The sequence below is a fragment of the Rheinheimera maricola genome (genome assembly GCF_016918075.2).
Classification (GTDB): domain Bacteria; phylum Pseudomonadota; class Gammaproteobacteria; order Enterobacterales; family Alteromonadaceae; genus Alishewanella; species Alishewanella maricola_A.
Window position 1 is genome coordinate 344,383 of sequence record NZ_JAERPS020000005.1, and the last position, 21,480, is coordinate 365,862.

At 49.5% G+C, this 21,480-nt stretch carries 21 protein-coding genes; 12 read left to right on the plus strand and 9 right to left on the minus strand.

Going from position 1 to position 21,480, the window contains the following annotated elements; genetic code table 11:
- Positions 1-191: 191 nt before the first annotated feature.
- From miaB to I4W93_RS15075, 6 genes are all read left to right on the plus strand, one after another.
- Entirely contained in the window at positions 192-1,625 is a 1,434-nt protein-coding gene (gene miaB / locus I4W93_RS15050; protein ID WP_205312384.1) for a tRNA (N6-isopentenyl adenosine(37)-C2)-methylthiotransferase MiaB, read from the plus strand.
- A gap of 45 nt (positions 1,626-1,670) precedes the next feature.
- Entirely contained in the window at positions 1,671-2,675 is a 1,005-nt protein-coding gene (locus tag I4W93_RS15055) for a PhoH family protein (protein WP_205312385.1), read from the plus strand.
- A complete protein-coding gene (gene ybeY / locus I4W93_RS15060; RefSeq protein ID WP_205312386.1) occupies positions 2,675-3,136 on the plus strand; it encodes an rRNA maturation RNase YbeY in 462 nt (153 codons plus the stop codon). The genes I4W93_RS15055 and ybeY overlap by 1 nt, the downstream gene beginning before the upstream one ends.
- 33 nt (positions 3,137-3,169) lie before the next feature.
- Entirely contained in the window at positions 3,170-4,042 is an 873-nt protein-coding gene (locus I4W93_RS15065) for a CorC family transporter (protein WP_205312387.1), read from the plus strand.
- Between the two features lie 5 nt (positions 4,043-4,047).
- A complete protein-coding gene (gene lnt, locus I4W93_RS15070) occupies positions 4,048-5,604 on the plus strand; it encodes an apolipoprotein N-acyltransferase (RefSeq protein ID WP_205312388.1) in 1,557 nt (518 codons plus the stop codon).
- 74 nt (positions 5,605-5,678) lie between these two features.
- Positions 5,679-6,257 (plus strand): GNAT family N-acetyltransferase, encoded by a 579-nt coding sequence (locus tag I4W93_RS15075; protein WP_205312389.1) that lies wholly within the window; start codon positions 5,679-5,681, stop codon positions 6,255-6,257.
- 30 nt (positions 6,258-6,287) lie between these two features.
- Here I4W93_RS15075 and I4W93_RS15080 read toward each other — a convergent pair whose 3' ends face one another.
- A complete protein-coding gene (locus I4W93_RS15080) occupies positions 6,288-8,681 on the minus strand; it encodes a Lon protease family protein (RefSeq protein WP_205312390.1) in 2,394 nt (797 codons plus the stop codon).
- Between the two features lie 147 nt (positions 8,682-8,828).
- On the opposite strand from I4W93_RS15080, the gene I4W93_RS15085 reads away from it, so the two are divergent.
- The 4 genes from I4W93_RS15085 (at position 8,829) to I4W93_RS15100 (ending at position 11,160) form a co-directional block, all read left to right on the plus strand.
- On the plus strand, positions 8,829-9,104 hold the full coding sequence (locus I4W93_RS15085; protein ID WP_205312391.1) for a hypothetical protein: 276 nt from the start codon (positions 8,829-8,831) through the stop codon (positions 9,102-9,104).
- A gap of 115 nt (positions 9,105-9,219) precedes the next feature.
- Entirely contained in the window at positions 9,220-9,822 is a 603-nt protein-coding gene (locus I4W93_RS15090; protein WP_205312392.1) for an HvfX family Cu-binding RiPP maturation protein, read from the plus strand.
- Positions 9,822-10,466 carry a sigma-70 family RNA polymerase sigma factor gene (locus tag I4W93_RS15095; protein WP_205312393.1) on the plus strand — a complete coding sequence of 215 codons (645 nt, stop codon included), beginning with the start codon at positions 9,822-9,824 and terminating at the stop codon, positions 10,464-10,466. Before I4W93_RS15090 ends, I4W93_RS15095 begins: the two co-directional genes overlap by 1 nt.
- The gene (locus I4W93_RS15100; RefSeq protein ID WP_205312394.1) at positions 10,459-11,160 is read left to right on the plus strand and encodes a DUF3379 family protein; all 702 of its coding nucleotides are present in this window, start codon (positions 10,459-10,461) and stop codon (positions 11,158-11,160) included. The genes I4W93_RS15095 and I4W93_RS15100 overlap by 8 nt, the downstream gene beginning before the upstream one ends.
- Before the next feature lie 109 nt (positions 11,161-11,269).
- Here the strand turns inward: I4W93_RS15100 and I4W93_RS15105 are convergent, their stop codons facing one another.
- Genes I4W93_RS15105 through I4W93_RS15115 form a run of 3 tightly spaced genes read right to left on the minus strand, consistent with a single transcriptional unit; the run spans position 11,270 to position 12,845 of the window.
- On the minus strand, positions 11,270-11,689 hold the full coding sequence (locus tag I4W93_RS15105; RefSeq protein ID WP_205312395.1) for a DCC1-like thiol-disulfide oxidoreductase family protein: 420 nt from the start codon (positions 11,687-11,689) through the stop codon (positions 11,270-11,272).
- Entirely contained in the window at positions 11,686-12,399 is a 714-nt protein-coding gene (locus I4W93_RS15110; RefSeq protein ID WP_224673478.1) for an aspartate/glutamate racemase family protein, read from the minus strand. The genes I4W93_RS15105 and I4W93_RS15110 overlap by 4 nt, the downstream gene beginning before the upstream one ends.
- 14 nt (positions 12,400-12,413) lie before the next feature.
- Positions 12,414-12,845 carry an RDD family protein gene (locus I4W93_RS15115; RefSeq protein WP_205312396.1) on the minus strand — a complete coding sequence of 144 codons (432 nt, stop codon included), beginning with the start codon at positions 12,843-12,845 and terminating at the stop codon, positions 12,414-12,416.
- A 278-nt stretch (positions 12,846-13,123) separates the two neighbouring features.
- On the opposite strand from I4W93_RS15115, the gene I4W93_RS15120 reads away from it, so the two are divergent.
- Positions 13,124-13,690, plus strand: coding sequence for a hypothetical protein (locus tag I4W93_RS15120; RefSeq protein ID WP_205312397.1), 567 nt, complete (start codon positions 13,124-13,126; stop codon positions 13,688-13,690).
- Between the two features lie 51 nt (positions 13,691-13,741).
- Here the strand turns inward: I4W93_RS15120 and I4W93_RS15125 are convergent, their stop codons facing one another.
- From I4W93_RS15125 to I4W93_RS15145, 5 genes are all read right to left on the minus strand, one after another.
- On the minus strand, positions 13,742-14,095 hold the full coding sequence (locus tag I4W93_RS15125; protein ID WP_205312398.1) for a putative quinol monooxygenase: 354 nt from the start codon (positions 14,093-14,095) through the stop codon (positions 13,742-13,744).
- Between the two features lie 24 nt (positions 14,096-14,119).
- Complete coding sequence (gene nhaD / locus I4W93_RS15130) at positions 14,120-15,571, minus strand: sodium:proton antiporter NhaD (RefSeq protein WP_224673480.1); 1,452 nt, start codon at positions 15,569-15,571, stop codon at positions 14,120-14,122.
- 82 nt (positions 15,572-15,653) lie between these two features.
- Positions 15,654-17,105 (minus strand): sodium:proton antiporter NhaD, encoded by a 1,452-nt coding sequence (gene nhaD, locus I4W93_RS15135; RefSeq protein ID WP_205312399.1) that lies wholly within the window; start codon positions 17,103-17,105, stop codon positions 15,654-15,656.
- Positions 17,106-17,174: 69 nt separating this feature from the next.
- Positions 17,175-18,029, minus strand: a complete 855-nt coding sequence (locus tag I4W93_RS15140; protein ID WP_205312400.1) for a universal stress protein — start codon at positions 18,027-18,029, stop codon at positions 17,175-17,177.
- A 248-nt stretch (positions 18,030-18,277) separates the two neighbouring features.
- Entirely contained in the window at positions 18,278-18,760 is a 483-nt protein-coding gene (locus tag I4W93_RS15145) for a zinc ribbon-containing protein (RefSeq protein ID WP_205312401.1), read from the minus strand.
- A gap of 134 nt (positions 18,761-18,894) precedes the next feature.
- On the opposite strand from I4W93_RS15145, the gene leuS reads away from it, so the two are divergent.
- A complete protein-coding gene (gene leuS, locus I4W93_RS15150; RefSeq protein ID WP_205312402.1) occupies positions 18,895-21,480 on the plus strand; it encodes a leucine--tRNA ligase in 2,586 nt (861 codons plus the stop codon).

A 21,480-nucleotide genomic window follows, 5' to 3' on the forward strand; every position in this document is an offset into this window, starting at 1 on the left:
CGCGCCGTAAACCCACCCCTGGGGGCTCGATTCAGGCATCCATGCCTTCAACGGTTGACTTAGGGCAGACCTCTTCATGCTTTATCCAATTTCAGCTTTCAGCCATTTTACGCCAGTGCTGGCAACGCGGGCCCGAACAGGCTAAAATACGCTCCCTTTTTTCCAAGTGACAATACAGGTAACGACGCACAATGGGCAAAAAACTGCACATTAAAACCTGGGGCTGCCAGATGAACGAATACGATTCATCAAAAATGGCCGACCTGCTGGATGCCACTCATGGCTTTACGCTGACCGAAGAGGCAGAAGAGGCAGATGTTATTCTGCTAAACACCTGCTCTATCCGCGAAAAAGCGCAGGAGAAAGTATTCCATCAGCTGGGACGCTGGCGTCCGCTTAAGGAAAAGAACCCTGATTTAGTCATCGGCGTAGGCGGCTGTGTCGCCTCGCAGGAAGGTGCGGCTATTCGTGAGCGCGCGCCCTATGTCGATATCGTGTTTGGCCCACAAACACTGCACCGTCTGCCGGAGATGATCAACGCCGTGCGTGGCAATAAATCGCCGGTAGTCGATGTTTCATTCCCGGAAATTGAAAAATTTGACCGTTTGCCAGAACCAAAAGCTGATGGTCCAACCGCCTTTGTTTCGGTTATGGAAGGCTGCTCGAAATACTGTACTTTCTGCGTAGTGCCTTACACTCGCGGTGAAGAAGTTAGCCGACCACTGGATGATGTATTATTTGAAATTGCCCAGTTAGCTGAGCAAGGCGTGCGTGAAGTGAACCTGCTGGGACAAAACGTTAACGGCTACCGCGGTGAAAAATTTGATGGCAGTATTTGTCATTTCTCCGAGTTACTGCGTTTAGTGGCGGCAATAGACGGCATTGACCGTATTCGCTACACCACCTCGCATCCGGTAGAGTTTACTGACGATATTATCGAAGTATACCGTGACGTACCAGAACTGGTTAATCACTTGCATTTGCCAGTGCAATCCGGTTCTGATCGTATTTTGAACCTGATGAAACGCGGTCACACCGCATTAGAATACAAAGCGCAAATTCGTAAACTGAAAAAAATCCGGCCCGACCTTAGCATGTCGTCTGATTTCATCATTGGCTTCCCTGGCGAAGACGATGCTGACTTTCAGGCCACGATGGATTTAATCGCTGCCATTAACTTTGATATGAGCTTTAGCTTTATATACAGCGCTCGCCCCGGCACACCGGCGGCAGACCTGCCTGATGATGTTAGTGAAGATGCAAAGAAACAGCGTTTGTATATTTTGCAAGATCGCATCAACCAACAAGCGTTGAAAATAGCCCGTGGCATGCTGGGTACCGAGCAACGCATTCTGGTTGAAGGGCCATCGAAAAAAGACATTATGGAGCTTACAGGCCGCACTGAGAACAACCGCGTAGTGAATTTTGAGGGCACGCCAGACATGATTGGTCAGTTTGTCGATGTTCACATTACAGATGTATTTAGTAATTCTTTACGTGGTACCTTACTGCGTACCGAACGCGATATGGGCCTGCGCCGTGAAGTAGCACCACAGCAAATTTTGGCGCGGCAAAAAGCTGAAAACACACCGGACGCACTGGGTGTAACCAGCTATATTCCATAACTAACCTAGGGGGCAACGTGCCCCCTTTTGTACTGAGGCAGGCTTTTGAGCACACCTTTACATACTGCAGAATTAATACTCGATGGCGCCGATAGCCGTCGATTAACCCTGTTATGCGGCCCGTTTGATGATAACTTAAAGCATGTTGAGCGCCGCTTGCTGGTGGACATCAGCCACCGCGACAATCAGCTAAAAATTGCCGGGCCCGCTGAAAATGTGGCCGCAGCACTGGACGTTGTGCAGCAATTGTATGATGCCACCGCTGCACCAAACAGCCAACTGACACCTGAGCAAGTACATTTGCTGATCAGCGAAAACTACGACATTCAGTATCAGCAGCAAGACAGCGAACCGCGTGATTTTAGCCTGAAAACTAAAAAAGGCCTGATTAAACCGCGTAACCCAAACCAAGCGGCCTACGTCGGCAATGTGCTAAACCATGATGTTTGTTTTGGTATCGGCCCGGCTGGCACCGGCAAAACCTATTTAGCGGTAGCGTGTGCGGTTGATGCCCTGGAGCGCAACCTGGTACGGCGCATTATTTTAACGCGTCCGGCGGTTGAAGCCGGTGAAAAACTGGGCTTTTTACCCGGTGATTTAGCGCAAAAAGTCGACCCTTACCTGCGACCACTATACGATGCCTTGTTTGAAATGCTTGGCTTTGAAAAGGTCGAAAAGTATCTGGAGCGTGGCATCATTGAAATTGCTCCGCTGGCCTATATGCGCGGCCGTACGCTAAACGATGCGTTTATTATTCTGGATGAAAGCCAAAATACCACGGTAGAGCAAATGAAAATGTTCTTAACCCGCATTGGCTTTAGTTCCAAAGCTGTGATCACCGGCGACATTACACAGGTAGATTTACCGCGCGGCCAGTATTCTGGCTTAAAGCACGCCATAGATGTACTTAGCGACGTAACAGAAATCAGCTTTAACCACTTTACCGCCAAAGACGTGGTGCGCCATCCCATAGTACAGCGCATTGTTATGGCCTATGAAGCCTTTGAAGCCGCTAAACTGGCTGCCGATAACGCAGCGAAAGGGCAATAATGGCGATTACTTTGGATTTACAGCTGGCGAGCACTGCGAGTAATTTACCTAGCGCTACCGACATACAGCAATGGCTTGAAGCGGCAATATTACCCTTTCAACTTGAAGCCGAAGTTACCGTGCGTATTGTCGATAACAGCGAAAGCCAACAGCTTAATTTTGACTATCGCGGCAAAGATAAACCCACGAATGTCCTTAGTTTTGCCTTTCAGTGCCCACCAGGAATCGAACTGCCACTATTGGGCGATTTAGTGATCTGTGCACCGGTAGTGATGGCTGAAGCCGCCGAGCAAGGTAAAACATTGTCGGCGCATTGGGCGCATATGATAGTGCATGGCAGCTTGCATTTATTGGGCTTTGACCATATAAATGACGACGATGCTGAGCAAATGGAAGCCGAAGAAGTGACCATATTGCAACAACTTGGCTTTACTAACCCCTATTTGTCCGATGACGAATAGGATTTTATTGTTTTTTGGAGTAACAGTTCACCCATGAGTGACGACAATCCCCACTCTAGTCGCGGTTCTGCCGGTAAATCCTGGCTAGAGCGAATAGCCAGTATCTTTACTGCAGAACCACAGGATATTTCAGATTTACAGGACATTATTAACGAAGCGCAAATGCGCAGCTTGATTGATGCCGACACCAAAAGTATGCTGCAAGGCGTGCTGGATGTATCCAGTATGCGTGCGCGCGATATTATGATCCCCCGCTCTCAAATGGCCACTATCGACATTGATGACAGTGTCGCCGATATGCTGCCCATTCTGCTGGAAAACAACCACAGCCGCTACCCGGTAGTGAATGAAGATAAAGATCATATTGAAGGCATATTGCTGGTAAAAGACTTGCTGCAGTTTGCATTAGACCCGAATAAAACCGACTGGCACCTGCGTGATCTATTACGTCCGGCGGTGATTATTCCCGAGAGCAAACGCGTAGATGCGTTGTTAAAAGAGTTTCGCCAGAAGCGCTATCATATGGCGATTGTCGTCGATGAATACGGCGGTGTGTCTGGCCTGGTTACCATTGAAGATATTCTCGAGCAGATCGTTGGCGAAATTGAAGATGAACACGACGATGAAGAAGAAAACGATATCAAGAAAATGGCATCGCGCGTATTTCAAGTCAGTGCCTTAACCCCACTGGACGAATTTAACGAGTCCTTTAATACCGCTTTTGATGAAGAAGACGCCGACACTATTGGCGGCATAGTACTGCATGCTTTTGGCCATATGCCAGCTAAAGGTGAAAGTATCGAGCTACAGGGCCTAACCTTTAAAGTGAGTAAAGCTAACAGCCGCCGTTTGGTACAGTTGCAGGTTATTCGTGCTAAAGAAAACCTTGAACCAGAGGATGGCTAACCATCTTGCCTGTTGTCGTTAAATCCAGGCTAAGTGCCCTACTACCACACCTGCTACTATTGCTGGCAGGTGGCTGTTCAACGCTGGCTTTTGCCCCCTATGCTTTATGGTGGTTGCCACTGCTAACGCTAGCGCTACTGGCGTTGTTGATCAGCCGTGCCGGCTCCGCGCGCCAGGCAGCGCTACGGGGGTTTAGTTTTGGTGTTGGCTGGTTCGGAATGGGCATTAGCTGGGTGCATGTCAGTATTGACCAATTTGGTGGTTTACCGCTTGCTGCTAGCCTGGCATTGATGGGGCTGCTAGTCGCCTACCTGGCGTTATTTCCGGCATTTGCCAGTTGGCTTACCGCCAGGCTGCGACAACCTGCCGTGCTGCCGCTGCTATTTGCCGCCAGTTGGACTCTGGCCGAGTGGCTACGTAGTTGTTTGTTAACAGGCTTTCCCTGGTTATCAATGGGATACAGCCAAACCAGTGCCGGTTTAACTGATTTAGCACCGCTTATTGGCGAGACTGGCATTAGTTTTATACTGGTGTTTGCTGCCGGCGCACTGGCGCAAGTGCTGCAATCTGTTAGCGCTATCTACCGCTACGGCTACCTGCTGCTTGCAGGCGCTGTTTTTGCTATCAGCCCCTCCTTGTCGCAGTTCAACGGCTGGCAGTACAGCGGCGAACAACTTTCAATATTGCTGGTGCAGGGCAATGTGAAACAGGAACTGCGTTGGGTGCCAGAGCAAGAATGGCCTACCATGTTAAAGTATATGGACCTAACCCGGCCACACTTTCAAACTGATTTAGTGATTTGGCCTGAAGCGGCCATTCCCAGACTGGAACCGGTAGCCGATGAGTTTTTGGCTAACCTGGACCGGGCGGCACTGTATGCCGATACTGCGGTAATTGCTGGTATTCTTGACTATAACGTTAAAAGTAGCGAAGCCTGGAATAACTTAATTGTGCTGGGTAAGCGTGAAAAACATTCCAGCAATGGCGACTATTTTTATGGCCATGCCAATCGGTACAGTAAACACCACTTGCTACCAATAGGGGAGTTTGTGCCGTTTGAAACGTGGCTGCGCCAACTGGCACCTATTTTTGACCTACCGATGAGTTCGTTTAGTCGCGGAGCATATGTCCAGCCTAACCTGGTCGCTAACGGTTTTCACCTGCTACCGGCTATTTGTTTTGAAATCGCCTTTCCGGCGCAAATACGCGCCAATATGACCTCAGACACGCAATTACTGCTAACGGTAAGTAACGATGCGTGGTTTGGCGATAGCATAGGCCCACAGCAACATTTACAAATAGCGCAAATGCGTGCACTGGAGTTTGGCCGGCCGCTGTTACGGGCGACCAATAACGGCGTTACGGCTACCGTTGATGCCAGTGGTGTAATCAGTAAGCGCTTGCCGCAATTTACCGCAGCGGTACTACAAGACCAACTTAGTTTAACCTCCGGCCAAACACCCTATGCCCGATTTGGTGATTGGCCACTGTGGTTATTTAGCAGTCTGTTGCTCGTGCTTTTTGCCGCGAATGCATTACTGCGGCAGCGTAAAGCCGGCTAAATGTTAACAGAAAGCTTGTTTAACAGGCGTAGTCAGGTAGACTAAAACTACCTGATCGTCAGTCGGCCTTTGCCATGACTTTACTGCACAACATCAGCCGCACCTTGCAACGCCGCCGCAACGCCACCTGGCATGCGTTGGGTTATGACACTACTGTCAGGGCTGAATCAGCCGCCGATTTCGACGCCATCGCCCACATTACCCGCACGGCCTTTAATAATGAAGCAGAAGTTACGCTGATCAGCGCTTTGCGCCAGCAATCTAACAACTGCATTGCGCTGGTGGCCGAACAACATAATAAAGTCATTGGTCATATCTTGTTTTCACCTGCCACACTTAGCGGCGCGCCCAACTGCCAGATTATGGCCCTGGCACCCATGGCGGTGAGCCAAATATTACAGCATCAGGGCGTTGGCTCGGCACTGGTGCGCTCTGGCCTTGAGCAGTGTAAACAACGTGGTATCGCCGCTGTGGTGGTATTAGGCCACCCGGCTTACTATGCCAGATTCGGCTTTTTACCGGCGAGTAAATTTGGCATAAGCTGCCCGTGGCAGGTGCCGGATGAAGCTTTTATGCTGCTGGAATTACAGCAGCATAGCTTACGCGGGGAAAAGGGCCAGGTGTTATATCACCCGGCCTTCTCCGAACTATAATCGGTGAATGTAACGAACGGGCACAGCTAACTATTCCTCATCCACAGCGCCATTCACTATTTCGGCGATTTTAGCCAACCGCACCAGCGCCCGGCCGTTAACTGATTTCTTTGGATATTGGCCGCGACTGTTTTTCTCGCCAGCATCTACCCCGGTAAGCAAGGTTAACGCTTCATCTACTGTTTTTACCACGTAGAGATGAAACTTTTGCTGCTTTACTGCATTAATGACGTCATCATTTAACACCAGGTTAAGCTGGTTGCTGGCCGGAATAATCACGCCCTGCTCACCGGTTAAACCACGGCTTTGGCATAAACGGAAGTAACCCTCTATCTTCTCATTTACACCACCGATAGCCTGCACTTGGCCATGTTGGTTAATAGAACCTGTCACCGCCAGGCTTTGCTTAATCGGTATATCGGTAATGGCCGATAACAGCGCGCACACTTCCGCCAGCGAAGCACTGTCGCCATCGATATGACCATAGCTTTGTTCCATGGCAATATTGGCTGACAATGTCAGTGGAAACTCGCGGGCATATTTTGCACCAAGGTAGCCAGTAAGCAACAACACGCCCTTGGAGTGAATGGCTTTACCCAGCTCAACCTCACGCTCGATATCAATCACACCACTGGAGCCGGCAAATACGGTGGCACTGATGCGCGCCGGTGTACCGAAGGCGGTATCACCAATTTCCAGTACCGTTAAGCCGTTAATTTTCCCCACCGCCAGACCGTCAGTATCTATTAAAATCTGGCCTTCCTGAATATCTTCTAAAAAGCCTTCGCTAATGCGGCCGGTACGGTGCTGCTTGCCGTTCAGCGCTTGCTGGATATGAGCAGCGTCCAGGCTGCTGCTGTGCTGCTGACCGGCGTAGTAACAGGCCTCACGTACTAATTCCAATACATCGGCAAAACGTGCAGATAGCTTGCGCTGGTGCTCGGCTTGGCGAAAACTAAAAGTGAGTAGCTGCTTTAAACCACCGGCGGTTAATTCGTCGATATTTAATAACCGCATTTGCTCACGAATTTGCATCGACATATAGGTTACGGTTTGTGCGGTATACGGCAGGTAATGTTCAAAATCCGCCAGTACGCGAAACAGCTCGTTAAATTCATCATCTACATCTTGGATCAGGTAGTACAAATCCCGTGAGCCCAGTAGCACTACTTTTACATTCAACGGTATGGCTTTGGGTGTAATAATGGTCGAGTTAGTTACAGCATGTTCCGACAACGTATCAATTAACAACTCACCGGATTTTAGCGCTAGCTTTAACGCGTCCCATAGCTGTGGCTGGGTAAGCAAACGGTCGGCATCAAGAATCAAATAGCCACCGTTTGCACGGTGCAAAGCACCGGGACGGATCATGCGGTAGTTGGTGTATAACGAGCCGCTATTTGAGTTGTACTCTACCCGGCCAAACAAATTGCCGTAGCTGGGATTAGGCTCAAAAATAATCGGCGCGCCTGACATGCTTTCATAATGCACCAGCACGTTGGGGACAAATTCTTCGATAAAGATTTCGCGATTGTCACTTTCCTCCTGCTTTTCGGCTTCAGACTCGTCTGGCATTAACTCCAATACAGCCTTAATCAGATGATTGCGCATTTCCCGGACATAGCGCAGCACGCCCAACTCTGCCACGTAGTCATGCTCCAGCTGCTTTAGCAACGGCTTAATAGCTTGTTCGATGGTGTCTTTTCTCAGCGCGCGCAGGCTTTCTGATAACTCGCGCTTCCACTGTGGCAGCTCTAATAGCTGTTCGTTTAAAATAGTTTCCAGCTCGCTTACCAGGCCATAAAAATACTGGCGTTGCTCTTCGGTTATTTTAGAAAACTCCTGGTCATCCAGCGGCTTACCATCAATAATCGGCGAAAAACTTACCGCACCGTTTTCCTCATACAGCACCACATTTTTTTCCAGCGCTTTTTTCTCGACCAGCTCTATCGCCTGCTCGTATTTATCATCAAATGCGCGGGCGATAGCTTTCTTTTTGCGCTGGTAGCCGGGGTTATCAAACGCGGCCGGAAAGGTATCAAGCAGCTCGTCGATTAATGCCTCAATCTTTTTTACCAGCACTTTGCCCTCGCCCGGCAATAAGCGCAGCGTGCCAGGCACGCGTTCATCATCAAAATTATTTAAATAGCACCACTCTTCCGGTGTGGCCTTTTCACTGGCGGCTTGCTGCAGAATATCCTGCACCAGGGTAAAACGGCCCAGTGCTGGCTCGCCCATTACATACAAATTATAGCCAGGCATATCCATGCCAATAGCAAAGGCCAGCGCTGACTTAGCCCTGTCCTGACCAATAAATGCCGGTATCAATTGCTGTACGTCCAGCGCCTGCTTAATCAGTTTTGCATCTAATTGCGGCCCAAGCTGCTGCACGTTCAGCGCCAGGGGATGAGAGTGTTGGGTCATGAACTACCTTAGCTTAACCAGCTGTAATACCGGCTATACTAGCAAAAAGCACCGCTGCTGTGCTGGTCAATTTTGTAGTTTGGCTAAAGAAATCGCCCACGCTGTCGATACCTTGTTTATACAGGCAAACATTCCACGGAGCCCAGCATGAACGAGACTTACCGCTTACAGAAAATTCGCAACCTGGGTGTACGCCTGCAAGAGCTGGAATTGCTGTCTTTAGCACCGGGTAAATCTTATGCCAGCGCCGCGCTTAACTTCCTGTTTGCCGACCATCAACTGGAGCGGCCAAGCGGCTTACCGCTGGAACATACGTTAAAAACACTCGGCGAAGCCATTATGGCACAACGCAAAGTCCGCTTCTCTCAGCTAGATGCCGATGCCGTAATTGACTTTTTTTGCCGTCTATACCGTGTGCATTAAACCCGCGAACACAGCACAGCACAGCACAGCACAGCAATAAAATAATACTGCGCTGAAATATTTGCGCCAAGCCTCCGTTCTTATACTGCATAGCAACCCACTCGACGTTAACCCTATGCAGACTGTTTTGTTTTTCTATCAACGCGCCATCAACGCCAGCCAATACTTATCGGGCCTGGCACCTTTGTTACTGCGGCTTTATCTCGCACCAGTACTGTTGCAAGCCGGCTGGAACAAATATCGGCATTTTGACAACACCGTAGCCTGGTTTGGCAATGCCGATTGGGGTTTAGGTTTGCCGATGCCAGCGTTATTGACCTGCCTGGCCATAACAGCCGAAATCGTTGGTGCCGTGTTTTTAATGCTTGGCTTATTTACCCGACTGGTTAGCATTCCGCTAATGGTTACCATGCTGGTTGCCATTTTTGCCGTACATTGGCCCAACGGTTGGCTAGCAATCGCTGACAGTAGCAGCTGGCTAGCTAACGAACAGGTACTGGATTCAGCCGACCAGTTAAGCGCGGCTAAACAGCTACTGCAGCAGCATGGCAATTACGACTGGCTAACCAGCAAAGGCAATATTGTTATATTGAATAACGGCATCGAATTCGCCAGCACTTATTTTGTTATGTTACTGAGTTTATTTTTTACCGGGGCTGGCCGTTACACCAGCTTGGATCATTATCTAAGTCGGCGCTTTAGCGCCGGAGCACGCTAATGGCAAGCATCCATTCTTTGCCAGTGACGCGAAATAACGCTAGGCTGGCTGTCAACTCTGCAGCAACGAACCCAGTTACTATGCCCGAGCAGCCCACTACCACGCCACCGCACAATGCAGCGGTGTTTCAGCTAAATGACAGTAAAACCCGGCGCTATGAACAGTTGGTGCGCCATTACCATGCCGACATCTATCGTTACGGTTATTGGTTGTGTAAAGACGCCGATATCGCCCAGGATCTAGTGCAAGAAACCTTTTTACGTGCCTGGAAAAGCCTAGACAGCTTGCTGGAAGCCGGCGCCGCCAAGGCCTGGCTTATTACCATACTGCGGCGTGAAAATGCCCGCCGCTTTGAACGTAAGCAATTTGATTACGACGACGCGACTGAGCAAGACAGCCTGCCCGACGGCGACCAAACCAGCGCTGAGCAGGACTACGACAACGACAAACTGCGCAAGCATATTGCTGCGCTGCCCGAAGAGTACCGCGAACCACTTGTGCTGCAAGCATTAGGCGGCTTTAGTAGCGATGAAATCGCTAGTCAACTGCAACTGAATGTGAATACCGTTAATACCCGGCTGTTTCGCGCCCGCAAATTACTGCGCAACGCCATTGATGTACCTGGGGAGCCTCGCCATGGATAACACCGAATTACAGCAATTATTGCTCGCTGATCCTTTCAGCCAGCACCCTGCACTGCAACGTGCGCTCAGCGAGGATGCTAATCTGCGCCAATTTGCCACTGAATTGCAGCAGCAACAACGGGAGTTGGAAGATGCACTGCAGGTGCCAGTACCGCCTATGTTGGCCGAGCGCTTACTGCAAATACCTTTGCAGCACAACAAAACCAAGCGCAACTGGTTTACGCCGCTTGCACTGGCAGCCAGCATCGCGCTGGTGTCGGTATTGGGTGTGCAGCTATATCAGGGCAGCTTAGCAGCAGACATAGGCAGCCATGCCCTGGCGCATGTGTATCACGAACATGACTTTTTGCAAACACACGCGCAAACACAAACTCTGGACGAGGTAAATCTGAAACTGGCCGACTTTAATGCCAGCCTGCAAGATTGGCAGGACGAGATTATCTATGCCCGCTACTGCACCTTTCAAGGCGTGCGCTCACTGCATTTGGCGATAAAAACCGATAGCGGCTATGCCACTGTGTTTGTTGTACCCAAAGATGCTGAACTGGCGTATAGCGCAGAATTTGCCGATGCGCTGTATCAGGGATTAACCCTACCCAGAGCTAATGCCAACATTGTGGTGGTAAGTAACAACGCCGCAGACTTGCAACAGTTACCACAAAAATTGGCCGATAAACTGATATTCTCAGCTTAGCAAACCGGCCAGTGTCGTAACGCCTGTCGCATATCGCATGCTGCAGGCGTTCATTTTTTATGGTTAAAATACTTCGGTGCCGGTCTGGGATTATATTTATGCTCAGTGCTTAGAAGCGGTCATTGCCGTGCAGGCCGAGGTTATTTATTTTACGTTTGCGCAGCAGTTTTAGCAGCAAATTGCGACAACCGCGCAGCAACGGATACAGCACTTTTGCCAGCCGGCGTGATTTGAACAGATGATAATTCAGCCGGTTAAACACCCCGCTGCGGCTACTTAGCAACGACAACATATAAATGGCGTCGCTGCCATAATAGCTGTTATCTGCCATTTTCAGCACCATACCCTGGTCAATATCCAAACCCTGTGCCGTTAGCTCACGCATCACTGCACTATCTTCACGGGCATTAATCAGCTGTAACTCACCGACACTTTGGCGAATACGTACCAGCTGGCAATAAGCATTGCAGGCCGGGCAGTCTTTATCGTAAATTAACATAATAGCGGGGGGAGTAAGCTGCTGCGTCATACTTTCCCTGCCAATGCCAGCTCAACTGCCGCTTTGGCATGGATCAACGTGGTATCAAACAGCGGCACGGCAGCATCAGCTTTGCCGACCAGCAAACCAATTTCTGTACAACCAAGAATAATGCCATCCACGCCCTGCCAGGCAAGACCGGCCATCATCCGGCGTACGATTTGCTTCGACTCGGGATTTATCACCCCCTGACACAATTCCTGGTAAATAATTTGATGCAGACTGTCTTGCTCAGTCTCATTCGGCAGCAGCACCTCTATGCCATGCTGCTCACTTAGCCGCTCGCGGTAAAACGGCTGCTGCATAGTAAATTTAGTGCCGAGCAAACCTACCCGGCTGCAGCCTGCCTGCTTGATCGCCGCGGCAGTGGCATCGGCGATATGCAACAGCGGAATAGCTACCGCCGCCTCAATATTGGCCGCCACTTTATGCATGGTGTTGGTACAGAGCACAATAAAATCGGCACCAGCCGCTTCAAGCGAACGCGCCGCATCTGCCAGCATAGCACCAGCGGCATCCCAATCGCCGGCCTGTTGCAGCCGTTCAATGTCATAAAAATCGACGCTGACTAAAATGCATTTTGCACTGTGCAGCCCGCCCAACTGGTTTTTTACCGCTTCGTTGATATAACGGTAATAAGGTATGGTCGACTCCCAGCTCATACCGCCAATCAGGCCAATGGTTTTCATCTGTATCGTCATGTTGCCCTCAGCACTCATTCTTCGCTTTTGTGACGAAGCACCACTGTACCAGCTAATTTGTCGTGCCAACCCTGCTTGCGTTTATCAATGCCAATCCAAATAAACCCAAGCCCCAACGGCAGCGTTGACACAATATAGGCAAAATACCGGCCGATAGCCTGGCCAAGACGCATTTTATTGCCCGTTGTCGCGTCAACTATTTTTAGTTTTGTCGCCATTTTCCCAGGTGTACCGAGAAAGCGTAACCAAAACCATATCGTGGCGATTAAAGGCATAATGTAATTCAACATAACATCCCAAAAACCATAAATCATCTTGCTGCCAGTCCAATAATCTTCACCATAAATGATACTTAGCGGCAAAATAAACACGATAAACATGACCACCATATCAATTAATACGGCGCCACATCTGATCCAAAAACCGGCATACTCTTTGTTGTCCATACTGTAAAACTCCTCATTATTAACAATTGGATCAGGCCCTCAACGTTACGTTTTAGGTATCAACTCTGGCAGCACTATCCAGAAAAGTTACTGCCACCTTAACGCCACCGCAGATTTGCTGCGACTTTTTGCTGCATATCACTCCAAATTTGGTTCCACGCCCAATCTTCCAGCACCACACCACGTATTTACCAATATTTAACCAACAGTGTTGGAAAGTACAAAAAACGCGCTGATCCTCTTTTTGAAAAGTAAGAAATAAATAAGGGAAACACGAAATGATTCGAGCATTATTAATCATAAGCTTAGGGATGGGTGGCGGGGTTAACACTCTGTACGCAGAGGAAAATTTACCTAGCCCAATGCACCAGCCACAGGTAAAACAACAACTGAGTTGCTCACATTGGCCGGCCGATAAGTTATTGTCGCCAACTGATGCTGCGATGCCAGACTTTTTAAAAGGCAACCCGAGTTGCTTGCAAGACTTAAAGAAGGTTGAGTTTGCGCCAAAGCAAACTATGAAAGAATACTCTGACATGTATAAGCGCTTTAACGAAATTTACGCCCAACTTGATGATACGAAAAGCAGAGTTGAGTTTACACTGGGTTTTATTACTGAAGTGTCAAAAATCCATCAGATTGGAATAACCAAGTCAATACATGGAAGATATGCACTTCAATTTGGCATTAAATTGAATGGATATGTCGATTCAATGCTAATGTTTATAACAAGCCATGAGAACGATGGTTATCAATTAACAGAAAAAGATTATTTGGATTTTGGTGATTCAGTAGTAAATACCGCAGCTTTAAAAAGTCGCATTAATTATGTTATTCACGGATAAAAGCGGTTTTAGACAAAGTAAAAACCTGCAGTCGCAGGTTTTTCATTGAAGCTATGACGCAAATTTTGGCGCGTCAAAATTGGCAGGTTCGTCGCTGTAAATACATACATTCCAGTCTGCAGCCAGGCCGTCTTCTGCTAAACAGTAGGTTTCAAAGAAGTGCTTTATTTCGCCGCGCTGGCAGTGCGCTTCAAAGCTTGGCAAGTCGGCCCATATTTCGTTAAAAGCAATCGGGAAGCTTTTGCCCTCAGCAAAGGGGCTGGCTATTTGCCGGGTAACGGTATATTGCAGGCAGCCATCTTCGCGGTTGCTGTTTGGCTCTAAGCTTTGCAGCACTTTAAACAACTCGTCAGCCTTGCCCGGCTTGGGCAAAAACTGGGCGATACAATAGACTTTTTTTGACATAACTTATCCTTTACAACGACCGCGTTAATGCCCTGACGGGCTGCCGAAAATCAGAAACAACTCGGCATTCAAATACAAATGCGTCACCACACTGGCTGCATAGCCCAACAGTATGACCGGCGCCCATTTTAAGTGGCCAACAAAGGTATAATACCCGCGCGCCTGGCCCATTAACGCGACACCCGCCGCCGAGCCAATAGACAATAAACTGCCGCCGACACCGGCGGTTAACGTAATTAGCAACCACTGGCCATGTGACATATCCGGTTGCATGGTTAATACCGCAAACATTACCGGAATGTTATCCACCACAGATGACATTAAGCCTAATACAACGTTGGCTATAGTAGGATTCCCGCCACCGTATAAACTGCTGGATAACATTTCCAGATAGCCAATATAACCCAGGCCACCAACACACATTACCACGCCGTAGAAGAACAATAAGGTATCCCATTCGGCGCGGGCAATCCGGTTAAATACATCAAACGGCACAATTTGCCCCAAGGCCCGCACCCTCTCGATATCACCCTCACGCTCGGCCATCGCCCGCTTACGCGCCAGTGAGCCTGGCAAAGTTTTACGCAGGAAAAAGCCGAAGAACTGCAGCAATCCGAGGCCGGTCATCATACCCAGTACCGGTGGCAGATCCAGCCAGGAGTGGTACAACACTGCTAGCGCGATGGTGGCTAAAAACAAGGTTAAAATGCGCAGCGCACCGCGCTTTAACTCAACATCTTCCTGCAACGCCGCCGGATACCTGCGCTCAACAAACAGGCTCATAATAATAGCCGGCACCAGGTAGTTAACCAGCGCGGGGATAAATAAGGTAAAGAATTCATTAAAGGTAATAATACCGGCTTGCCACACCATTAGCGTGGTGATGTCGCCAAACGGGATAAAAGCACCGCCAGCATTGGCGGCCACCACAATATTGACACACATCAGGTTAATAAAGCGCTTATCGCCCTCAGCCACTTTCATTACTACCGCGCACATCAGCATGGCGGTGGTCATATTGTTGGCAAAAGAGGAAATAATAAAGGCCAGAATGCCGCTGATCCAAAACAGGGTACGATAGCTAAAACCGCGGCGGATCATCCAGGCGCGCAGTGCATCAAACAGGCGCCGCTCTTCCAGCGCACTAATGTAGGTCATCGCTACCAGTAAAAACAGCATTAACTCGGCAAATTCAAGCAAGGTATGGCGAAACGCTTCAGCCGTAACGCCCGGGATGCCGTCCTGCATGTAGCGCCAGGCGATTAATGCCCAGATAACACCGGCAGCGACCAGCACTGGCTTGGACTTACGCAGATGAATTTTTTCTTCTGCCATCACCAGCAAATAAGCCAGGATAAACAGCACAAGGGAGGCAACACCCACAGGCGACAACGTTAAATTCAGGCTTCCGGTTGCGGCTAAGGCCGCCGGAGAATACCCCGCACACAGCAACAGGCACAGCAAAAACAGCTTCACGGTTTGACCCTCAGGTTATAACGAATAGAGCCCGGCGAATGCCGGGCGCTTAGTATAAAGCAAACTTAGTTAGAATAATTGCTCAGCTTACGCCAAAAACACTAAAACTGGCTTTATTCAGCCATAAGTGCACTAAAATGCTGGCGATATAGCCCAGCAATATGGCGGGTGCCCATTTTAAGTGGCCGGCAAAGGTATAATAGCCGCGAGCCTGCCCCATTAACGCGACACCGGCAGCCGAGCCTATCGACAACAAGCTACCACCAACGCCGGCAGTTAAGGTGATTAACAACCAATGGCCGTGCGACATTTCAGGTTGCATGGTGAGGACGGCAAACATCACCGGAATGTTGTCGATTACCGCAGAAATAAGCCCCAGCGCCACATTGGCCCAGGTTGCATCCCACTGGGTGTACAGCAGATCAGACATCATCGCCAGATACCCCATAAAGCCCAAACCACCCACGCACATCACCACACCGTAGAAGAATAATAACGTGTCCCACTCTGCCCGCGAAACCCGGCTAAATACATCAAAAGGCACCACCTGGCCCAAGGCTTTAATGCGTTCCATATCTCCGTCACGTTCTGCCATAGCGCGCTTGCGCGCCAAAGACCCCGGCAGCGAGAGTTGTAAAAAATAACCAAAAAATTGCAGGTAGCCCAGACCTGTCATCATGCCAAGTACCGGTGGCAGGTGCAGCACGGTATGAAACGCTACCGCCGTGGCAATGGTTAATAAAAACAGCGTTAAAATGCGCAGCGCCCCACGCTTCAATTCAATATCATCCTCAAGTGCGGCCGGTTTACGCTTTTCAACAAATACGCTCATGAGTACTGCCGGAACCAGATAATTTACTACCGCGGGCACAAACAACACTAAAAACTCGGCAAAATTCAGCAAGCCGGCCTGCCACACCATAAGCGTAGTAATATCACCGAAGGGGCTAAAAGCACCGCCAGCATTAGCGGCGACCACAATGTTAATACAGCACAGGTTAATGAACTTTTTATCGCCCTCGGCTACTTTCATTACCACTGCACACATTAACAAAGCGGTGGTTAAGTTATCGGCGATGGGTGAAATAAAAAATGATAATACCCCCGTGATCCAGAACAGCTGGCGATAGCTAAAGCCTTTACGCACCAACCAACTGCGTAGCACATCAAATAACCTGCGCTCTTCCAACGCATTGATATACGTCATGGCCACCAGCAAAAACAGCATCAGCTCGGCAAATTCGAGCAACGTATGGCGAAACGCAGCTTCAGACTCTGCCGGGTGGCCAGCCTGGACGTACTGCCAACCAATTAACGCCCAGATAATGCCCGCGGCCACCAACACAGGTTTTGACTTGCGTAAATGAATTTTTTCTTCAGCCATTACCAGCGCATAAGCCAGCACAAAAATACCGATGGCGACGAAACCAGTGATACTGGCGGTTAAATCTACCGCACCCACTGCGGCAGACGCCGCCGGTGCAAACAGGCTCAGCAGCAGGGCTGGCCAAAATAATAGTTTTTGCTTTTGCATAATAAGTAACAACAGTTCCTGGTTAACGTTACGGGTAGAAAAAACCCGGCGACTGGCCGGGCTTCGGGTTTAACGTAGGATCAGCAGTGAGCATTTCGCCTTGCAGATCATGGCAGTGGTGGTGCTGCCAACAATAAACTGCCTGATGCGCGAGTGGCCATAAGCCCCCATCACCATCAGGTCAATAACCTGTTCTTGCTGATACTGGTTCAGCACCGCCTCTGGCTCGCCAGCGACAATAGCGGTTTTAGTATCAAAACCGGCACTACGTAAAATGTCTGCTGCCTGCTGTATCTGCTGTTGAGTTTGCTCAGTTTCAGCAGCAGCCATGACCAAATGTACCGGTAAACCTTGACCTAATGGGCTGGCTGCGAGCATTTGTACACTTTTAATCGCGGTAGCGCTGCCATCAAATGCCAGCATGATACGTTTGGGTTCAGTGTAACGCTGTTGAGTCAGCAGTATGGGTTTGTTTAAGCTACGAATAACCCGTTCCACATGCAGCCCCATATGCCCATGGGCATCAGCACTACTAAAACCGCGCTTGCCCAACACCATCAAACGGCACTCTGGCTCCAATTCAGTCAGACTGTCAACCAACGAACCATGGCGCAAACGTTCGTCTACTGCTTTAACACCGGCTTGCTCAGCACGGGCTTTGGCGGCAGTTAAAATGCTGCGACCACGTTGCAATGCCAACTTGCTGTGTTTTTCGTCCAGCTCGGCCAGTTGCTGTAACAACAACTCTTGCGAGCCTAAGCCGATACTGCCACTTAAATCGGGGGTATGTGTGTGCTGCGCCTTGTCCAGCACATGCAACAAAGACAGCTCCACATCAAGCTTATTTGCAGACCACACCGCATAATCACACACTGCTTCGGCATACAGCGAAGCATCTATGCAAGCCAGTACTTTAGTTGTCATAAGGTATCTCATGCTCGTAAAACATTGCAGGTTAATCGACAATTGAGGCTGCTTTGCTGGCAAAATCTAGCCGATAGCATAACGCCTGAAACAGCAAATACTATGCAACCTTAGTGGTATAACACAGTGCAGTATTAGTAGATGTGTTAAGCCAGGCGCAAAGCAAGCGCGGTAAACGGCGGGGCAGTGTAACAAAAAAGCGCCAGCCGTAACAACCGCGTAACGGTGATTTTAACGCTGAAATGCCGCTAAACCGGCAAGCCTTCGCGAAAAAACTGCACCGCACCGCAATGGCTGCATGCCAGCAACTCAGCGGGATGGGTATAGTCGATATGCTGCAAGCACTTGCTGCAGCGATAGCGGCCCATGCCAACAATTTCGCCTTGGTAATAAACGCCTTGATGTTTAAAATCCTGCGCCAATTCCTGCCACTCCAGCTGGCTTTTGTCGGTAATATTGCTGAGTTCTTGCCACAACGCTTCCGGCCATAGCGACGGCGCACTGCTATCATCGGCCTGCTCTTGCTGTATCTGGTTATCCTGCCATTGCCGTTTCAGAGTTTCCATAAACAACGTCGTTTCGTAAGCGCTAAGCTCTTTGCCGGCTTTAACATAGGCTTTTAAATGCTCTACAAAACTGACCATATTGTCCAGTTGTCGCCGCTCAGATTGTTCCAGACTGTGGTTAAAATCCTGCAGCCACTGTTGATACTTCTTCACAAAATCTGCCATAGCGCCTCCTTAGGTGTAAAACCAGTATAGACAATGCGCTGCTGGTTGTTGTCAAAACGCCTCTGCGGTATGCTATAGCCACTTTTTTGCCACCTAACCGGCAGCTGAACTAACCCCTTTTTCGGAAGACCTTAATGCAAGAACAATACAACCCGCAGCAGATTGAAACGGCGCTGCAGCAGCAATGGGAACAAACTAACGCTTTTAAGGTGACGGAAGACGCCAGCAAAGAGAAATTCTACTGCTTGTCGATGTTTCCTTATCCTAGCGGACGCTTGCATATGGGCCATGTTCGCAACTACACCATTGGCGATGTAGTCAGCCGCTTTCAGCGCATGCAGGGCAAAAATGTCATGCAACCTATGGGCTGGGATGCCTTTGGTTTACCAGCTGAAAACGCCGCAATAAACCACAAAACGGCGCCAGCTAAATGGACTTACGAAAACATCGACTACATGAAAAACCAGTTAAAGCGTTTGGGCTTTGGCTACGATTGGAGCCGTGAAGTCGCCACCTGTAAACCAGAGTATTACCGCTGGGAGCAATGGTTTTTCACCAAGCTGTATGAAAAAGGCCTGGTGTACAAAAAAATGGCCACGGTAAACTGGGACCCAGTCGATCAGTGTGTGCTGGCTAACGAACAAGTTATCGACGGCCGTGGCTGGCGTTCAGGCGCCTTGGTAGAACAACGCGAGTTGGCGCAGTGGTTTATTAAAATTACCGCTTATGCCGAAGAGCTGCTGGCTGACCTGGATCAGTTAGATGGCTGGCCAGAACAAGTTAAGACCATGCAAAAAAACTGGATTGGCCGCTCTGAGGGGGTCGATATCCGCTTTGATATCGCCGACTCTGAACAAAGCCTAAGCGTATATACTACCAGGCCAGATACCTTATACGGTGTAACTTACGTCGCTGTGGCAGCCCAACATCCGCTGGCACAACAAGCGGCCATAACTAATGCTGAACTGGCAGCCTTTATTGAAGACTGCAAAGGCGGCAAAATGGCTGAGGCTGAGCTAGCCACCATGGAGAAAAAAGGCTGCGCGACTGGTATTTATGCAGTACACCCGTTAACCGGCGACCGGGTACCGGTGTGGGTAGCTAACTTTGTATTGATGGATTATGGTTCAGGTGCAGTAATGGCGGTTCCGGGCCATGACCAGCGTGATTATGAATTCGCAACCAAGTACAGTTTGCCAATCAAGCAGGTCGTTAGCGCCGCTGACGGCAGTGCAGTTACGCTTGAGCAAGCGGCTTATACCGAAAAAGGCGTATTAGTAAACTCAGCTGAATTTGACGGTTTAGATTTTGACGCTGCGTTTAGCGCTATTGCGGCCAAACTGGCAGCAATAGGCCGCGGCGAGGTAAAAGTAAATTACCGCCTGCGCGACTGGGGCGTATCACGTCAACGTTACTGGGGCACGCCTATTCCAATGCTAAACCTGGCCGATGGTAGCCAGGTGCCGGTGCCGGAAGACCAGCTACCGGTGCGCTTGCCGGAAGACGTGGTGATGGATGGCGTAATATCGCCCATTAAAGCCGACCCCAATTGGGCAAAAACCACCTACAACGGTGCCGAGGCCTTTCACGAAACAGACACCTTTGACACCTTTATGGAGTCAAGCTGGTACTATGCCCGCTATTGCAGCCCGGATTACGACAAAGCCATGCTGGACCCAGCTAAAGCCAACTACTGGCTGCCAGTTGATCAATATATTGGCGGTATTGAACACGCCATTTTACACCTGCTATACAGCCGCTTTTTTCACAAACTGCTGCGCGATGTCGGTTTAGTGCAATCTGATGAGCCCTTTAAACGCTTATTGTGTCAGGGTATGGTACTGGCTGAAACCTTCTACCGTGAGACTGAAAATGGCGGTAAAGTGTGGTTTTCACCCGCGGATGTCACAGTGCAACGCGATGACAAAGGCCGTATTATTAGTGCCGTGCTAGATAGCGACGGCCAGCCAGTAGTCGCCTCTGGCATGAGCAAGATGTCAAAATCAAAGAACAACGGCATCGACCCGCAAAAAGTAATCGAGTTGTACGGTGCCGATACCGTGCGCTTATTTATGATGTTTACCGCACCACCAGAGCAGACACTGGAATGGTCAGATTCTGCTGTTGAAGGGGCTCATCGCTTTATCAAACGTATTTATACTTTGGTGAACGATTTCGCCGCCAGTGGCAGTGTAGGCTCGCTGGACATCACTTTGCTTAATAACGAGCAAAAAACCCTGCGCCGCGAGTTACATAAGACCATTGCTAAAGTATCAGACGACATTGGCCGGCGTTACACCTTTAACACTGCTATTGCCGCCATTATGGAGCTGAGCAATAAACTGCAAAAAGCCAGCCTGGCTACCGAATTAGACCGGGCAGTGATGCAAGAAGCGGTGTTGGCGCTGTTGCAAATGCTAAATCCTATTACACCGCATGTAGCGCAATACTTATGGTCACAACTGGGCCAGAGCAGCGGTATTGAACAAACAGCGTGGCCACAATTTGACGCCGCAGCTATGGTAGAAGATGAGAAATTAGTCGTGGTGCAAGTAAACGGCAAAGTGCGCGGCAAGGTGACTGTTGCAGCTGATGCTGACCAGGATACGGTGCTTGCAGCGGCCAAAACCGACGATAACGTCAGTCGCCATCTTGAAGGCGTATCGTTACGCAAAGTGATCTACGTTCCGGGCAAATTGCTAAACCTGGTGGTAGGCTAA

Excerpts from the sequence above, each read along its gene's own strand:
- miaB (WP_205312384.1), top strand. The coding sequence starts at position 192 with ATGGGCAAAAAACTGCACATTAAAACCTGGGGCTGCCAGATGAACGAA.
- ybeY (WP_205312386.1), top strand. The coding sequence starts at position 2,675 with ATGGCGATTACTTTGGATTTACAGCTGGCGAGCACTGCGAGTAATTTA.
- I4W93_RS15065 (WP_205312387.1), top strand. The coding sequence starts at position 3,170 with ATGAGTGACGACAATCCCCACTCTAGTCGCGGTTCTGCCGGTAAATCC.
- I4W93_RS15075 (WP_205312389.1), top strand. The coding sequence starts at position 5,679 with ATGACTTTACTGCACAACATCAGCCGCACCTTGCAACGCCGCCGCAAC.
- I4W93_RS15080 (WP_205312390.1), bottom strand. The coding sequence starts at position 8,681 with ATGACCCAACACTCTCATCCCCTGGCGCTGAACGTGCAGCAGCTTGGG.
- I4W93_RS15085 (WP_205312391.1), top strand. The coding sequence starts at position 8,829 with ATGAACGAGACTTACCGCTTACAGAAAATTCGCAACCTGGGTGTACGC.
- I4W93_RS15090 (WP_205312392.1), top strand. The coding sequence starts at position 9,220 with ATGCAGACTGTTTTGTTTTTCTATCAACGCGCCATCAACGCCAGCCAA.
- I4W93_RS15095 (WP_205312393.1), top strand. The coding sequence starts at position 9,822 with ATGGCAAGCATCCATTCTTTGCCAGTGACGCGAAATAACGCTAGGCTG.
- I4W93_RS15100 (WP_205312394.1), top strand. The coding sequence starts at position 10,459 with ATGGATAACACCGAATTACAGCAATTATTGCTCGCTGATCCTTTCAGC.
- I4W93_RS15105 (WP_205312395.1), bottom strand. The coding sequence starts at position 11,689 with ATGACGCAGCAGCTTACTCCCCCCGCTATTATGTTAATTTACGATAAA.
- I4W93_RS15110 (WP_224673478.1), bottom strand. The coding sequence starts at position 12,399 with ATGACGATACAGATGAAAACCATTGGCCTGATTGGCGGTATGAGCTGG.
- I4W93_RS15115 (WP_205312396.1), bottom strand. The coding sequence starts at position 12,845 with ATGGACAACAAAGAGTATGCCGGTTTTTGGATCAGATGTGGCGCCGTA.
- I4W93_RS15120 (WP_205312397.1), top strand. The coding sequence starts at position 13,124 with ATGATTCGAGCATTATTAATCATAAGCTTAGGGATGGGTGGCGGGGTT.
- I4W93_RS15125 (WP_205312398.1), bottom strand. The coding sequence starts at position 14,095 with ATGTCAAAAAAAGTCTATTGTATCGCCCAGTTTTTGCCCAAGCCGGGC.
- nhaD (WP_205312399.1), bottom strand. The coding sequence starts at position 17,105 with ATGCAAAAGCAAAAACTATTATTTTGGCCAGCCCTGCTGCTGAGCCTG.
- I4W93_RS15140 (WP_205312400.1), bottom strand. The coding sequence starts at position 18,029 with ATGACAACTAAAGTACTGGCTTGCATAGATGCTTCGCTGTATGCCGAA.
- I4W93_RS15145 (WP_205312401.1), bottom strand. The coding sequence starts at position 18,760 with ATGGCAGATTTTGTGAAGAAGTATCAACAGTGGCTGCAGGATTTTAAC.
- leuS (WP_205312402.1), top strand. The coding sequence starts at position 18,895 with ATGCAAGAACAATACAACCCGCAGCAGATTGAAACGGCGCTGCAGCAG.